The organism is Leptospira ilyithenensis (assembly GCF_004771005.1).
Classification (GTDB): domain Bacteria; phylum Spirochaetota; class Leptospiria; order Leptospirales; family Leptospiraceae; genus Leptospira_A; species Leptospira_A ilyithenensis.
The window spans coordinates 86710-102787 of sequence record NZ_RQHV01000049.1 but is presented as its reverse complement, the minus strand read 5'-3'; the positions used below and the strand labels follow the sequence as shown (position 1 = coordinate 102787).

General features: G+C 42.1%; 10 protein-coding genes. 8 read left to right on the top strand and 2 right to left on the bottom strand.

Annotation, left to right across the window (positions count from 1 at the left end):
- Positions 1-6: 6 nt before the first annotated feature.
- A complete protein-coding gene (locus EHS11_RS10950) occupies positions 7-1158 on the bottom strand; it encodes a DUF1577 domain-containing protein (RefSeq protein WP_135764453.1) in 1152 nt (383 codons plus the stop codon).
- 97 nt (positions 1159-1255) lie between these two features.
- Between EHS11_RS10950 and guaB the strand changes: the two genes are divergently transcribed.
- From guaB to EHS11_RS10935, 3 genes are read left to right on the top strand one after another with little or no spacing between them, the layout of a single operon-like run.
- A complete protein-coding gene (guaB, locus tag EHS11_RS10945) occupies positions 1256-2782 on the top strand; it encodes an IMP dehydrogenase (protein ID WP_135764452.1) in 1527 nt (508 codons plus the stop codon).
- A 13-nt stretch (positions 2783-2795) separates the two neighbouring features.
- On the top strand, positions 2796-3578 hold the full coding sequence (locus EHS11_RS10940; protein WP_135764451.1) for an outer membrane lipoprotein-sorting protein: 783 nt from the start codon (positions 2796-2798) through the stop codon (positions 3576-3578).
- Positions 3575-4264, top strand: coding sequence for a 16S rRNA (uracil(1498)-N(3))-methyltransferase (locus EHS11_RS10935; protein ID WP_135764450.1), 690 nt, complete (start codon positions 3575-3577; stop codon positions 4262-4264). Before EHS11_RS10940 ends, EHS11_RS10935 begins: the two co-directional genes overlap by 4 nt.
- 13 nt (positions 4265-4277) lie before the next feature.
- On the opposite strand, the gene EHS11_RS10930 is transcribed toward EHS11_RS10935, so the two are convergent.
- Positions 4278-4550 carry a hypothetical protein gene (locus tag EHS11_RS10930; protein WP_246047787.1) on the bottom strand — a complete coding sequence of 91 codons (273 nt, stop codon included), beginning with the start codon at positions 4548-4550 and terminating at the stop codon, positions 4278-4280.
- A 93-nt stretch (positions 4551-4643) separates the two neighbouring features.
- On the opposite strand from EHS11_RS10930, the gene EHS11_RS10925 reads away from it, so the two are divergent.
- The 5 genes from EHS11_RS10925 to EHS11_RS10905 are packed head-to-tail and all read left to right on the top strand — an operon-like array spanning position 4644 to position 16071.
- On the top strand, positions 4644-6110 hold the full coding sequence (locus EHS11_RS10925; RefSeq protein ID WP_135764449.1) for a hypothetical protein: 1467 nt from the start codon (positions 4644-4646) through the stop codon (positions 6108-6110).
- Between the two features lie 45 nt (positions 6111-6155).
- Positions 6156-7256, top strand: a complete 1101-nt coding sequence (locus tag EHS11_RS10920; RefSeq protein ID WP_135764448.1) for an LIC10775 family protein — start codon at positions 6156-6158, stop codon at positions 7254-7256.
- A gap of 2 nt (positions 7257-7258) precedes the next feature.
- Complete coding sequence (locus EHS11_RS10915) at positions 7259-8080, top strand: hypothetical protein (protein ID WP_135764447.1); 822 nt, start codon at positions 7259-7261, stop codon at positions 8078-8080.
- Positions 8081-8131: 51 nt separating this feature from the next.
- Entirely contained in the window at positions 8132-13765 is a 5634-nt protein-coding gene (locus EHS11_RS10910; protein ID WP_135764446.1) for an alpha-2-macroglobulin family protein, read from the top strand.
- Between the two features lie 41 nt (positions 13766-13806).
- Complete coding sequence (locus tag EHS11_RS10905) at positions 13807-16071, top strand: sulfatase family protein (protein ID WP_135764445.1); 2265 nt, start codon at positions 13807-13809, stop codon at positions 16069-16071.
- Positions 16072-16078: the final 7 nt, after the last annotated feature.

Below are 16078 nucleotides of genomic sequence, written 5' to 3'. Positions count from 1 at the left end.
GCGATTTTATTTTCCTATTTGTTTTCTTAAGATCTCAACATTCTCCAAAAATCTTTTTTTCTCCCCATGCCTGGAAGAGTGACCCGCAAGAGAAAGCCCTACGGTTAAAAATCCTTCCTGGTCTTTTTGAATGGACTTGATCATTCCGAAAGCGGTAAGAGGGGATTGCATCCGAAAGAAAATATCAAAATGAAATCCGCTGAGTTTCGGAATGCTTTGTAAAAGATCAGGATGATCGATTTTTACTTTGATCCCGCCTTCCGAGATGTCAAGAACCGGATACTTTCCTTCCACCTTAACTAAGTTAGAGTGTCTGATCCGATCGACCATTTCGAAAGCCAAAGTTTTTGTTTCCATTGCTTTTACCAAGTCGAATGTTTCCGTTTTGCTTTGCATTTGGATGTAACCGATCGGAATGGATTCATCATCGTCATTCAGATAAAGTACGGGAAGTATCAGTTCGGAAATCACTTTCTGATTTCTGAATTGGTTCATTTGTTGCTGGATGTCGGAATCGATTTCTTCCGAAAATACAATAAAATCTTCTGTCGGTGCTGTTTCATAAGATTCTGCTTTTTGGGTATCTTCGATCAGAAGTATTTTTTTTGTTAGTTTAACGCGTCTTATCTTTTCGGGATCGTCCGATGTAAAAGTGGAAATTTTAATGAAATCGCATTTCCCATGGAGCCTGTTTTCATAATCTTCAAAACTCACTTTTACCGCAGTGGGAACGTTAAACATATCCGTTTCGATCTTTGCCTTGCTGGATATGATGTTTGTGATCCATACGGAACCGGGTGGAACGGAAAGTCGGGAACTCTCTCTGTCCTTTTTGGCAATCGCAATTTTGTCCAAGACCATCACATATTGATTATCGCCTTTGTCTTGTTCTACGGTGCAGTCCAGGTGCAGGTATCTGCCCAATATCTTATAAAGTACTAATTTTTGCCCCACATGGAGGATGGTTGTAGGGCGGGTCCCTACAAGAATTTTGGTTCCATCTCCTGCTACTTTTTTCAAATAACAGATGTCCCCACCGCCTTCCGGGTCCTTGATGTTGAGTTCCTGGTTCAAAAGGAACTTGGTCAGTACGTGGAGTTTTTTGTCCTTGTCTGAAAATACATCTAGAGATCGTCTCGTACGTTCAATTGTTTCCATTTGAGTTGGTGCTTGTCTAAATTATCGGACGAAAAACAAACGAAATTCTCTTGCAAGGAGAGTTTTCTAGCCTAAAGTAGAAAAAGGAAGGATAATTATGTCAAATCACCCCCAACCAGGGACCGAACTCCTAGACGGAGTGAGCGGAGAAGAGCTCTTTTCGGTCAATATGGGCCTCACCTACCGGGATTTTTTGGTCCTGCCAGGTTTTATCGACTTCAATCCGAGCGATGTAGAGCTGGATACCAAACTTTCCAAGAATATTTCTCTGAAACGGCCGCTGATGAGTTCGCCTATGGATACTGTAACGGAATCCGAGATGGCGATCGCTCAGGCGCTGATGGGTGGCATTGGAATAATACATTATAATAATACCATCGAAGAGCAGTTGGAACAGGTTCGAAAAGTAAAAAGATTCGAAAACGGGTTTATCAAAGATCCGGTACTCCTTTCTCCGGAACACACTGTTGCCGATTTGGATGACGTAAAAGAAAGGCACGGATTCAGTGGAATTCCCATTACCGAAGACGGAACGGCAAATACCAAATTGGTCGGGATCGTTACCAACAGAGATGTGGATTTCGAGCAAGATCGATCCACTAAGCTTGGTAAGGTGATGACAAAGGAGCTCATCACTGCAAACCAAGGCATCAGTCTCAAGGAAGCAAATGATATTCTTCGTACGAGTAAAAAAGGAAAATTGCCCATCGTTGACAAACAGGGAAAACTCGTTGCCCTGATTTGCAGAAGCGATCTGAAAAAGAACAAAGAGTTCCCTCATGCTTCCAAAGATGATACCAAAAGATTGAGAGTGGGTGCGGCCATTTCCACTTTGCCTGAGTCTTTGGAACGAGTTTCTCTTCTTTCCCAAATTGGTGTGGATGTGATCATCATTGACTCCGCACAGGGAAATTCTTCCTACCAAATTGAAATGATTCAGTTTATCAAAAAGACCTACCCAGCCATTGATGTGATCGCAGGAAATGTGGTCACCCAAGGGCAAGCTGCCAATTTGATTGCCGCAGGGGCCGATGGACTTAGAATCGGGATGGGTCCCGGCTCCATTTGCATCACTCAGGATACTATGGCAGTGGGGCGTGCACAGGCAACTGCCGTTTATAAAACAGCTCATTATGCATCCAAACACGGAGTTCCGGTGATTGCCGACGGTGGGATTTCCAATATCGGAGACATTGCCAATGCTCTAGCGATCGGTGCCTCCATGTGTATGATGGGATCCATGTTTGCCGGAACAAAAGAAGCACCGGGGGAGTATTTTTATGAGAATGGGATTCGTCTAAAACGTTATCGTGGGATGGCCAGTTTGGAGGCGATGAATAAGGGTGGGGACAAAAGGTATTTCTCCGAATCACAAAAGATCAAAGTGGCACAAGGTGTCTCCGGTTATGTTGTGGATAAAGGATCTGTATTGAATTTGATTCCTTATTTGGTTCAAGGCTTAAAGCAGTCGTTCCAGGATATGGGATTTAGAAACGTTACGGATTTGCACACAGCACTTCGCGCGGGACGGGTTCGATTTGAAAGAAGAACCGAGTCCGCACAGGCGCAAGGCTCCGTTCATGGATTGTATTCCTATACCAAACCTTCCATGAGAGTTGAGTAAACAAACCGAAATTATGCGAAATATTTTAATTTATCTCTTTCTTGTTTTAACACTGCCTTGCGTTTTGAATGCGCAAGGTGCTGCTTCTCCCGATTCCGTATTATCAGCCCAGGAGTTATTGGCAAGACTTGACCGCGAATTGGATTACGGAAAGGGACTCGTCAAAGGTTCTTACATCCTAATTCGAAGAAACGGTCAGTCCGAAACCTGGAAGATCAACCGTTTCTTCAACGGAGAAGACGCGCTTTATCTTTTTGATCGAAAGGGGAGAGGGTTGGAATCAAAACTACTCACCAAAGACGAAGGGGAAAATATTTATTTCTTCAATGTTTTGAGTGCCAAGTTATTCAAAAAGACGGACGATGAAAAATACGAAGCATTGATGGGAACCGGTTTTTTTTACATCGATTTGTCAGGTTATTCCTATCAGGCGAATTACAACCCTTTGGTGAACGGTGAACTAGAGATAGGCGGCGAGTTCTTTTATCGGGTTTCTTTAAAACCGATCCTACCTTATTTTTATAAAAAGCTCGTTTTGCTCATTGGCAAAAAAGATTTGAAGCCCTACCGAATCGACTTTCATGATAAGGACGGTATTTTATTCAAGACCCTGAACTTAAAATACGGTCCGGTCAAAATCAAAGACTCTTCCAAAGTGGAAGAATTGGAAAGAGCTTCCCGATGGGAAATGTTAGACTTGAATACGGGTAGTATTACTGTTTGGGAAATCCAGGAAGTGGATAAGTCGGTAGCTCCCGATCAATCCCTTTTCGCAGTTGATAACCTGAGCCGATGAAAGAGAACAGCTTTCTCGTTTTCAGAGAAGGTTTTGTTCCAAAGGAAAAAATTCCGATCCTTCCGGAAGAAATTGCGCATCTTCGCAGCCTTCGTTTGGACAAAATACCGTGTGAAATCGAGATCCGGGACGGTCTTGGAAAATCCTACTTCTATTCTTACGAGCCGGGAAATAAGTCCATTTCCTTTCTTTCCGAAACAATTTTAAATTTCAACTTACAAGCGTTATCTTTAGTCATTGCATTGCCCAAAGGAAATCGTTTGGATTTTTTCCTTCAGAAAGCGACTGAACTAGGGATCCAAAAAATCTATTTTTGTATTTTCCGCCATTCGATCCGAAAGGAATTCAATTTGGATCGTGCTAAAAAAATCGTAAGGGAAGCGGCAAGTCAGTCCAAACAGGCCATCTTACCCATATTAGAGATAGTTGATGCAAAGAATTGGATGGAAGAAAATAAAAACAGAATCTGTATCCTTCATCCCGGAACGGAAAGAATTTATAAACCTGGGGATTTTTCCAGGTTGATTCCTGTGATCGGACCGGAGGGAGGATTTCATTCGGAGGAAGAAGAATGGATGACTCGAGAAAAGATTCCTAAGTTTTCTTTTCCCGGGGGAATCCTTCGGACGGAAACCGCAGGCATTGCTGCGGCCTCCCTGATTGCTTTTGCGGAAAGGAAAGTCTAGAGCGATCTATCCTTTATCTTTTGCTCAAGAGCAAAAGCAAAGTATTGGAAAGATTGCAGTTTGTGGTGCAATTGGACTGGCAAGTGGAGACCGCAGGAAAATTGTCTCCCGTTACATCCGGATAAGCTGCTGCACACTGTGACTGACAAGCTGCCAAAGATCCGCCGTTACAAGTTAATGTATAAAGAAGTAGATTTTTCTCAATGGTTTTGTCTTCCCGTTCTTTGCAAGCAAAGGAGAAAAGCACCAGACTGAGTAGAATGAAAAACTTAAGAACAGGATTCATATTTCAAGGATCCTGGCGGGTCATCTTTTCGTCAATCGGATCGTAAATCACTTGACCCACTAGGTTTTTTCCATTGTCTGGAGGAAATCCAAGATGGCTGAAACTGCGAAAAAGGTTCTTGAGAAAAAAGGACAAGGGGAATACGAATTCACTCCTTATGGCGAGTTTTTGTCCTATTTTCACGCACATATAGATATTTTTAAAAGACTACTCAAAGCCAAAAAAAACGACCCGGCACAAATAGAGGCGATTTCAAAATCTGTAAAAGCCTACATGACGGCGAATATCAAAAAGACGGATCATTTTTTTGAAAATCTCCCCCAATTCTCGACTATGTTAGGTGTTTCTCAAGGAGAAATTTCCAGCTATTTAAACACAAATTTCATCGAAGTTCTAGGAAAGGTTCAGGAAAAATTAAAAATCCAAGAACTGGAAAAAATCAACAACGCTCCCGAACAACAATACGAGCGGATTACGGAAGAGATCATAGAAAAATTGCAATTCGTTTTTCCAGCTGATACTCATTTTGCGGAACGCGGAATATTGATCGTTTTGGAAAATACGAAGACGGGAGAGATCACCGAGCCGAAAGGGCTTATGGCGGAATCGGCAAGAGCTGCACTCGCGGTGTCGGGCAATGCCAGTGAGAAAGCGGGAACAATTTCCTTATCCGAAGCACTTGCACAGGCGAATGCACCTCCGCCTCCTCCTGTAAAAAAAACACTCTTACCCGAAAAAGAAAAATCCATCTTACAAGAGATAGTTGAACTTTACGGAGATACATTGACCGGTGGGCTTTTGGAGGTTCAGATCGGCCCGCCTGTAGATGAAAACGCTCATATAGAAGAAGTTCCTTCTTCCTCCAAACAAGAAAAGAAAGACGATTATGAAATCGAAGACCTGGATTTTGAAGAAGATTCCGGTTCTTCCCAAATGCAAACCTCCACTCCCGAGACCCCCGATGGAATTTTGGATGATATCGGAGGGATTTTGGATTTTGATTCTACTCCCGAGCCGGAACCGGAAGAAGATCCTTATCTCGATACCGTTCGGAATTATTCTGTCAGGGAATATATTGAATTAACTTCTGTTATTGTGTCTTATCAGCAAAAGGCGGACCAAGTAGGTTATCAGAACTGGCTGCGAACCCAACCCGAATTTGAAAAAACAGTGATTTCCTTTCGCGCTCAATTGATGAAAGAGGCAAAGGGAGAGTCTGTGGATTGGAGCCAGGCATTTCAGAGTATTTCTTCCAAAACGGAATTTACCTCGGACAGCTTGCATTTGTTACAGCAGAAGCTTAAAAACTTTCAAATTGTAAAAATGACTTTGGACAGAACCATAGCGGAGTTAAGAAAGGGATCGCCCGAGTTTATGAACTTGGTTCGAATGGCATGGCCTCATATTCAAAAAGCGTTCTTTGATGTTCCCAATTATGAAGCGGTACAAAGAAGTCTTAAGGGAATTCTTTCCAGGGTAAATGAAGAAAGTCATAAAAAGGACCTAACAAGAATTTTTTCACAAGCACTTAATTTCATTCAATCCAAGTATAAGGATTGATCCGACATCGAAAATACGTAATTTCTGCAATCGGGGAGTAAATCTGTGAACGGAAGAATACCGCTTTTTTTCTTTGTTTTTCCTCTCGTTATTTTTTCGGAAGAAACATTGATCGTGGATCCCTTGCTGCAACGTCCTTGGATTCCGGATTCCAGGGCTGAAGAAAAAAACAGCTATCACCGTTTTCTCGCCTCATCAAAAGAAACTGTAAAAACAAAACTTGCACAGGATACATTCGGCAGAAATTACCACGTATACCCTTCGCTAAAGATACGTTATACGATCGACAACGATTATCATAAGGAATTTCCCATTTTGGAGGATGGAGATCTTGCGATCAGAGAGATGGAGGCTTTGGTGGGAGCAAGAAGGGAAAAGGACGCTCTTTTTTTGGGAAAAGGAATCGGACTTTGCCAAAGACTTCACGCCGAAAAACAAAAAGGTTTTATGCCCCTTTGGGCGAAAGAGGCAAATGTTCTGACGAGTCGGCTTTCCAGTAGGCTTTTGGACAAACCCGAGGAGATGTTTCTTGCCTCGGACCCATTCGGTTGTTATGCGGGGGGCCCTGAATCTTTGGGAAATTTGTATTTGGAATCCGAGACATTCCGATATAGACTCGTAGTTCCCGCCCAATTGAGATATGAGGGACTGTTCCGAACGAATGCAGGTCATATCCGTTTGGAAAAAAACTTTATGTACAGACTGGTTCGTTTTGTGGAATTTCTTTCTCCTACCAGAAACGACGATTGGGACGATATGGAGGAAGCACTCACCTTACAAACAGCAGGTCTTACAAAAAAAGCACCCAGGAAAATCTTATTTTCGATTGCTTCCACGTTTGATACGGTTCCAAGGCTTAGGAATTCAAAAGATTATTTTCGGTTTTGGGATAAGATACGCGGCCTGAATCCCAAAATGATCCACGAAAAATCTTTTACCAGATTTGAAGAAAACGGGGACTATATAAGCAAATGGAAAGTGATCGACGAAACGGGGAACGTATCTTATTATCTGATGAAAGAATATTATTTTTACAAAGCTCCTTTGGGCTTTCTGATTTCTTTGTCTTATCCCGAATCGGAAAAAGATAAAGCGAACACCTACTGGAATTTGATTCGTTCTGAATTTAAGGTAAGAGAGTATTAGTCATGTTTGCCTTTGTCGAAACCCCGAAGAAAAAAAGACCGAAACGCCCTGATTCCGAACCTAGCATATTTCAATTATTTTGGATCGGGCTTTGTCTGATCTTGGGTTTTCTGATCTCGCTTTTGCCCTTTGGCGCTTATTTACCAATATCCATTTCCATTTGGGCGCTTGTGATTTTATTTTTACCCTTATTGTTTATGGGAATCTCTTTGATAAGAAAATACGGATATATGATTTTGATTTCCGTATTCTTGTCATTAGTCGGTGGCGGCATATCCATTCTGTTTTTGGGGGACTATGTCGGGTATCTGACACGTATTACCGCAGTGACGGACATCAACCCGGAAGAAGCTGTCAAATACTCCCAGTATAAATTTATCTTTTTAAAAAATTATAAAATACTAAAAGAGGAAGGAGGTAGTTTTCAAGCACCCCTTACCGTAAGAAGCCGCGGTGCTTCAAAGTATTATGGTCCTGTGATTCAATTTCAATTTGCTCCCATTCGCGGAAGCCTTGCTCCGGAAAAAGATCTTTCGCTCTACGCCGTCTGCATGGCGAATTTGGGCTCTTCCTGTTCTTTTTCGGATTCAGGAACGGGGGGAAATGTGTTGCATGAGTCCATTTGGGATTCAGAAAAAAGAAATGCGAAAGGAAATATTCCCAAAGAAGGATCGATTTTCCTTGTTTGGAAACCTTGGGGAGAGATGGAAATTCAAAAAAAAGGGATTTGGTCTTTGGTCAGTATTCTGGTTGTACTCTTGGTTTGGGCAGGATTCTGTTTTGGTAAGAAGATCTTTCAGATGAAAGCTCAAGATATTATCTGAACTTTTTCTTTTTTTGTTTTCGATCCTTCCTCATTTTTCATTCTTTTCCCCATGGTGAATCGGACCCTCTTTCGCAAATTTTTTCTTCTGGCAAGTTTATTCGTTTTAACAACAACTTCTTTTTTTTCACAAAATGCGTCCCCCCATATTGAATTGTTTAGTCCGGAAGGAACTTCCAAACAGGTCAAACAAATACAAGTTAGGTTTTCCAAACCGATCGTAACATTGGGGGATCCCAGACCCAAACAGGATATCTTTAAAATCAATTGCGCTCTTCCGGGAATTGCCCGTTGGATCGATAGTTCCACTTGGGTGTATGAATTTGAAAAAGAGCTACCCGGAGGAGTGAAATGCGACTTCACTCTGAACGATTCCGTTAAAACTTTGGAAGGGCAGAATATCTCCGGCCAAAAAAATTTTCTATTTGATACGGGCGGACCTTCGATCCTTTACGCATCTCCTTACTCGGGAGGAACGGTCGATGAAGATCAGATTTTCATACTCAACCTCGATGCAAAACCTGACCTAAATAGTGTTTTGCGATACGCTTATTTTACGGAACAGGATTTGTCCAATCGGATCGGCCTGGAAATCGTGGAAGGAAAAAGCAGAATCGAAATTTTAAAAAGCCAATATTCTGCGGATGTCGAAACCACGATTCTTATCAAAGCGAAGCAGACCTTTTTGCCTGAAAAAAACATCCAACTCGTATGGGGCAAAGGTGTCCGTTCTTCCTGGGGTGGGGAAATCCGGGAAGATGAAATCCATAACTTCAAAGTCAGAGCGCCTTTTTCCGTTAGTTTCTCTTGCGAGAGGGTGAATGCCAAAGCGGACTGCATTCCTATTTTGCCTTTCAGTCTTTATTTCAGCGGTGCTGTTCCGACGGATGAGCTTTCAAAGATCAGTTTAACATCAAAGTCAGGAAAAGAATATCCTTCCAAGCTTGATCCTGAAGATAAAAACTCGAAGAGTTCGCATTATTTAAGTTTTGCGGGTCCGTTTCCCGAAAACGAAGAATTTGTCATTCAGATTCCAAAAAGTCTGAAAGACGAAACGGATCGGGAGCTTGTAAATCAATCCAGTTTCCCATTGACAGTCCGTTCCGGTGAATTTCCGCCTTTAGCCAAGTTCCCTGCCAAATTCGGAATCCTGGAGCTGAATGCAAATCCAGCCATCCCGGTCACCGTTCGAAATATAGAGGCGCAGCTTCCTTTGAAGACCATGTCTCTTACCGTTACTAGCAGCACACAAAAAACAATCGATCCGATCGAAGTGCAAAAATGGTTCCAGGCACTTTCCAAACACGAAAGGGAAAAATCCATTTTTGCTTCCAAGATTGTTACGGGGCAACCAGTTTCGGCGAATTTGCCAAAACCAAACGGAAAGAAGACGATGGAAGTCGTGGGAATTCCTTTGGAAAAACCAGGGTTTTATGTTGTTGAACTTGCCAGTGATGTGTTAGGTGCTTCCCTTCTTGAAAAAAAGGGGAAGATGTACGTAACAAGCGGGGCACTCGTTACAAATATGTCCGTACATTTCAAATGGGGAAGGGAATCCAGCCTTGTTTGGGTAACCTCTCTCGATAAAGCCGCTCCCGAGCCCGGAGTGATTGTAAAAATCATAGATTGCAAAGGTATTGTTCGCGGAACGGGAATTACCGGGAAAGAGGGAACCGTCCGGTTCGGAAAAATGGGAACGGGAGAAATTCCTTATTGCGGATATTACGAAATGGGGAGCGGTCTTTCAGTATTTGCTCGGAAAGGAGAGGATCTCAGTTTTACTTCAACTAATTGGGATAAGGGGATAGAGTCCTGGAGATACCAATTGCCCACGTCCGAGTACAACGATTCTTCCGAAATCCAGACTGTTGTTATGGATCGGACTTTATTCAGGGCGGGGGAAACGGTTCATTTTAAACATTTCAGAAGAGGTCATTCCATCCAAGGTATGACGGCAAGCGATCCGAAACTGTATCCTAAGAAAGTAGTGATTCAACACGAGGGTTCGGGAGAAAAATTTGTTTTTCCTTTGGTTTGGTCTTTTCCCGGTTCTACGGAATCGGAATTTGCAATTCCGAAACAGGCAAGACTTGGAACGTACAAGATTTTTTACCCTTATTCGGAAGATGATGATTCTTATGGAAATACTGTTGCGAGTTTTAGGGTGGAAGAGTTCCGACTTCCTGTGTTACGCGGAGGAATCCAGCTTTCGGAAGGTGCCGGTTATCTGGTAGCACCAAACAATGCAAAGGTTGAGATGAACTTACAATACTTATCCGGAGGAGGGGCTTCCGGATTTCCCGTCACAGTGAGAGGACAGGTCACTCCTCAGAGTTTTTCCGTTTCGGAAGAATATTCCGAGTTTTCCTTTTTCCCCGAAAAAATAGAAACAGGAAGAGTGGTTCTGGACGAAGAAGGAGGAGGCTCCGATGAAAGTTCGAAACGAAAAACATATCCGGGTGAAAAAATCAACTTGGATGAAAAGGGTTTTTCCGGTTTTACCTTCGATGATTTAAATTCGATTTCTTCCGATTCCTCATTGGAAGTTGAAATGGAATATCTCGACCCAAGCGGGGAAATCCAAACCGCTTACCGTAGTTTTCCGATTTATTCCGCCAATCTTAGGATAGGTATTATGCCGAAGGGTTGGATGTTTACCAAAGAGAAGGTAGAGATGCAAATACTCGCTCTCGATCTTAAGAACCAACCTAAGAAAAACCAAAAGGTCACCGTTAAGGCTTATTCCAGATCATACTATTCCAATAGACGCAGATTAGTCGGTGGATACTATGCTTATGACCATTACAGGGAAGTGAAGGATTTGGGTACGTTTTGTACGGGAAAAACCAATGAAAAAGGCATTCTGTTTTGCGATTCACCCGCACCTGCTACGGGAGAGATTCTTTTTTCCGCTTCTTCAGAAGACGAAAAAGGAAATGTTTCCGCTTCCACTCATTCGATTTGGGTGGCTTCTTCGGAAGAATCATGGTTTGAAGCAAGTGATCACAACCGTATGGATATCCTGCCTGAAAAAAGAAACGTGGAAACTGGCGAGACTTTAAAAGTCCAACTGAGATCTCCCTTTCGGGAAGCTACCGCACTCGTTACAATCGAAAGAGAAGGTATCATGGATTCCTTTGTAATGCCGGTTACGGGAAAAGAGCCTACTGTCAGTTTTCCGATCAAAAAGGAATACTCGCCTAATATCTATGTTTCGGTGCTTCTTATTCGGGGAAGGATAGGAGATCCGAAGCCGACTGCACTTGTCGATTTGGCGAGGCCGTCTTTTCGAATGGGAATCGTTCCCATCCATGTGGGATGGAAACCTTATGAATTGAGTGTAAATGTAAAAACGAAAAATTCCAGTTATAAAGTAAGAGAAAAGGTGGAAGCGAATATTCAAGTCAAAGATGCAAACGGCAAACCGCCGCAAGCTGGTGGAGAACTGGTTGTTGCCGTTGTGGATGAAGCCCTCCTTGAGCTTTCCGGGAACCCTACTTGGAAATTATTGGATGCAATGATGGGACTTCGCGGACATGAAGTCAATACTTCGACTGGTCAAAGTCAGGTGATAGGAAGGAGGCATTTCGGTTTGAAAGCGAGACCGACAGGAGGAGGGGGAGGAAAGAGTCCTACAAGATCCTTGTTCGATACTCTTCTTTATTGGAAAGGCAAAGTCGTATTGGATAAGGAAGGCCGTGCGACCGTCAATTTTCCGTTAAACGATTCTCTTTCTTCCTTTAAGATCGTTGCCGTTGCTTCCTCGGGGGTATCCGAATTCGGAACCGGATCCGTTAGCATTCAATCTACTCAAGATGTTCAGATTTTTTCCGGTGTCCCCAGTGTAGTAAGGGAGGGGGATTCCATTTTACATGAGTATTCCGTTCGGAATGCAACTTCATCGGAGAAAAAGATCACAGCTAAACTTTCCGTGACAGATATTGGAACCGGCTCCGCAGCGAAAAAACAGGTTTTTGTTTTACCGGAAAAAACTTTATCTTTGAGAGGTTCTGCGACCGGAGTATTTGCATGGGATCTGAAAGTTCCGAATGATTTGCAAACTAGAAATCTGTTTTTGGAAGTGAAAGACGATTCGGGGACAGTACTTGATCGGATTGCGGTCGATCAGAAAGTAACACCTAACTTGGTGCAAAGGGTTTACCAAGCAGGTTTATTTCAATGGGAAGGGGAATTCAAAGAAAATATAGAAACACCTTCGGATTCGATTCCCGGATCGGGCTTCTTTCAGGTAACAACCTCCTCCAGTATTCTGGGGAGTCAGAAAGCAGTAGAAGATTATTTTAAAAAATATCCTTATAATTGTTTGGAACAGAAAGTTTCCACGGCAATCGGACTTTCCAGTGAAAGCAGATGGAAACAGATTGATTCTGAATTGGGATCTTATTTGGATTCGAACGGACTTGTAAAATACTTTCCGCGAATGGAAAGAGGGAGCGAGATATTAACCGCTTATGTTCTTACCTCAAGTAAGTTAGCTGATTTTGAAATGAATGGAGATTCCGTTACGAAGATGGTCGGGGGCCTCCGGGCATTTTTACTTGGAAATATTCAGGGAGACAGATGGTCTTTTGGTGCGGATTCCGTGATTCGTAAGATCATAGTGATGGAAGCACTTTCCCGTTATGAAACTTTGGAATGGGATCTGGTAAGTCCCGTATTTGTAAATATCGAACTGCTTCCGACCGCTTCACTCATTGATTTGGGTGAAATTTTAACAAGAGTAAGCGGATACGATCCAAAATTGAAATCTCGTATTGCGAGTGCTTTGCGATCCAGGTTGAATCTGCAAGGAACTGAACTTGTGATCGCGGATGCGAATTTTTCCAATCCGTGGTGGATTCTCGGATCCAATGACTATACAATGTCCAAACTTGTATTATGGTCTTTTGCCGATCCTTTTTTTAAAAAAGACATGCCTAGGCTCGTCAAAGGTTTAACCCAAAAGCAGAAAAAGGGAAGATGGGATACCACTCTCGGGAATGCATATGGAATTCTTGCTTTGAAAAAAGCGGGCAAAGTATTGGAAAGCGAACGGGTACAAGGTGGTAATGTTTCCGTAAGCGATGGCAAATCCGTAACTCTTCTCGATCCGAATGCCTCTGATAAAAGTTCCGCTTCGGTCCCGATGGAAATCGGGAAAAAGGAAATTGCAGTAGGTTACTCGGGAAAAGGGAAACCTTGGATTTTCTGGGAAGCGAAAAGTAAAATTCCCTTGAAAGAACCTCTTTTCAGCGGTTATCGGATCAAACGTTCGGTCGAAGCGGTAAGTCGTGTTTCTTCCGGCAAATGGACAAAGGGAGATATTCTCAAAATCCGTCTGGAGATTACTGCTGACTCGGAAAAAACCTGGGTGGTTTTGGAAGATCCCATTCCTGCAGGTTCCGTTCATATTGGTCGGGGTTTGGGCAAAGAATCCAAGATTCTAAGCGGAAGAATTACAAATGACCAAGATTTTTCACCTAGTTTTGAAGAGAGGTCGTTTACAAATTATCGCGCCTATTACGAGTATTTGCCACAAGGCACTTGGGTAACGGAATACACGATTCAATTGAACCATCCGGGGATTTTTCCTCTGCCGCCCACCCGTGTGGAAGCAATGTATTCTCCTGAAACATTTGCGGAATCTCCGAACGGAGTTTTTGAGATTTCGGGTTCGGATTCCTAGGAAAAGTTTACGGATTTAGGGGTTATGGAATTATGACTCCAATGGAAGAAATTCCAGCCCCTTCATCCCTTCGAAAAGTACTGTTCGCCGTAATTGGCTACACGGTTTTTTTTTACTTATTCTTTTTATTATTTAATACTTCTTTCACCATCATGGGTGTGGATGTAGGAGATTACCTAAAACAATACTTAGGTGATTTTTTCGGTGTTTATCTATTTTCCACCTTCAAAGTGTTTTCCGCTTCTCTGGTATTTCATTTTGCATTGGGGATTTTATTTCATTATAGTTTGGAATCGGTTCCACAGTTTAATATAAAAAAACAAATTCCTTTACTACTCACTTATCTTTTCGCAATGGATTTGCTCGGACTCTTTCATTCCATTACTCTTTATCCGCAGATCTACGGAGAATTTTTCTTTTACCGTTATTCTTCACTTTCTTCGCTCCTATATTTTTTTACGGATCATTTTTCACCCGTTTTCTTTTTTTATACAATTGTTTTGATTTTATCCGTTCAACTGGCAAACATACTCTATTATGTTTGCCAGGAAAAAACAAAACTATCCTTCTTCTATTTAACAACAATCCTGATCGTCCTCCTTTTTCATCGGTTCGGGAGTCTGTATCCTGCGCTCGCCTTTATTTTTATCTTTCCCATCTTACATAAGTTAAAAGATAAAATACATATCAGAACCTATTTCCTGTTGATTCCGTTTCTGATCTTTCTTTTTCCCTTTCCATTTCTGTTCGATTTCTTATACGGAACTTTTACGGAAGATCATAAGGACAAACCGCCTGTTTTTTTGATCTCTGCCGACTCGCTTCGTTATGACAAACTCGGATTTGTGAACGGAAATAAGGAAATCACACCAAACATAGATTTATTCTCCAAAGATAGTTTTATTTTTCATGACCACCATACTACGATTCCACGCACTTTTCCCAGTTGGGCGGACCTATTGACAGGAAAGTATTCCATGACTCATAAAGTCAGGGATATGTTTCCGTCGAAGACGGAAAAAAACAGGATCGGTTCCAAAGAGTTTCCTACTATCGGACAAAAGCTGAAAGAGATCGGTTACAAAACATCCGCTATCGGGAGTTTTGCGGCAGATATTTTTCCAAGGGCGGATTTCGGTTTTGATGAAGTATTGGCTCCCAATTTCAATGCAAAGGTGATGACTTTGCAAAGGACGGCTGAGTCTCAACTTTTTTTATTGCCGGTTGTAACGGGGAGTTTCCTCGGGGGTGGAGATTATATTGAAGAGATGGACGGATTGTCCACCTGGGGAGACGGTAAAAGGATTTTAGACCGACTTAAAAAAGTAATAAGGAGATCCGGTGAGTCTTCTTTTTTTCTGACATACTTTTCAAGCGTCGTTCATTTTCCATATACGCCCGCTTATCCCAATTATAAAAAATTCACAAATCCGAATTACTACGGCAAATACAAATATCTGAAATTCGTTGATCCAACCGCTACGGATAAATTGAACAACCAAGAGATCGAACAGATTCGCAGTTTATTCGATTCCTCCGTATATGCATTTGATGAAGAATTCGGTGCCATCGTTCGATTTTTAAAAGATAAAGATTTATATGATAAGTCGATCATCATTCTGACTGCAGATCATGGCGAAGCATTGTACGAAGATATCCACGGACAAGGACATGGGGAACACTTAAGAGGAGAGGCTGTCACCAAAGTTCCTTTGTTGATTAAGTTTCCTTCCGATAGCAAATATGCGTCTTTACCGGAACGGGAATTTTTCGGAACTACTTCTTCCGTTGATATTTTTCCTACTTTATCGGATTATTTTTCAATTCCAATCAAACAAGAGTTACCTGGTCTGTCATTATTGAATGTTCTGGGACAAAAAGATTGGGAAAATGAAAGAGTAGTGTATTCCGAAACCGGGATTTGGTTTTCCGACGTAGGGGATCATTTTTTTCAATCTCAGAGAATTCCATATCCCAATATTTTAGAGCTTCATCAAGTGGTTCCCGAAGAAGAATTTCAGATTATGATCACTGACCGTAATTTCCAAGAGACAATTGCCTTCGCCAAACACAGGTCAGTTCAAAACTCACGTTATAAATTTATATACATTCCGACCAGAAAAGGTGTTCTGTTTGAGCTTTACGATAGAAAAAACGATCCATTGAATACTAAAAATATTTTTCCGAACGGAGCGATCGGTCCTTCTCTAAAAGAAAACTTATACTCCCTTGTAAAGAAATGGGAAGACGCAAGTCAGGCAGGAGAATATCTTTTGCCAGGGACACTCAGGAATGGCGACTTATAGTGAATTT

What these genes read in the sequence shown, in the direction of transcription:
- EHS11_RS10950 (WP_135764453.1), bottom strand. Translation starts at nt 1,158, where the DNA reads ATGGAAACAATTGAACGTACGAGACGATCTCTAGATGTATTTTCAGAC.
- guaB (WP_135764452.1), top strand. Translation starts at nt 1,256, where the DNA reads ATGTCAAATCACCCCCAACCAGGGACCGAACTCCTAGACGGAGTGAGC.
- EHS11_RS10940 (WP_135764451.1), top strand. Translation starts at nt 2,796, where the DNA reads ATGCGAAATATTTTAATTTATCTCTTTCTTGTTTTAACACTGCCTTGC.
- EHS11_RS10935 (WP_135764450.1), top strand. Translation starts at nt 3,575, where the DNA reads ATGAAAGAGAACAGCTTTCTCGTTTTCAGAGAAGGTTTTGTTCCAAAG.
- EHS11_RS10930 (WP_246047787.1), bottom strand. Translation starts at nt 4,550, where the DNA reads ATGAATCCTGTTCTTAAGTTTTTCATTCTACTCAGTCTGGTGCTTTTC.
- EHS11_RS10925 (WP_135764449.1), top strand. Translation starts at nt 4,644, where the DNA reads ATGGCTGAAACTGCGAAAAAGGTTCTTGAGAAAAAAGGACAAGGGGAA.
- EHS11_RS10915 (WP_135764447.1), top strand. Translation starts at nt 7,259, where the DNA reads ATGTTTGCCTTTGTCGAAACCCCGAAGAAAAAAAGACCGAAACGCCCT.
- EHS11_RS10910 (WP_135764446.1), top strand. Translation starts at nt 8,132, where the DNA reads ATGGTGAATCGGACCCTCTTTCGCAAATTTTTTCTTCTGGCAAGTTTA.
- EHS11_RS10905 (WP_135764445.1), top strand. Translation starts at nt 13,807, where the DNA reads ATGGAAGAAATTCCAGCCCCTTCATCCCTTCGAAAAGTACTGTTCGCC.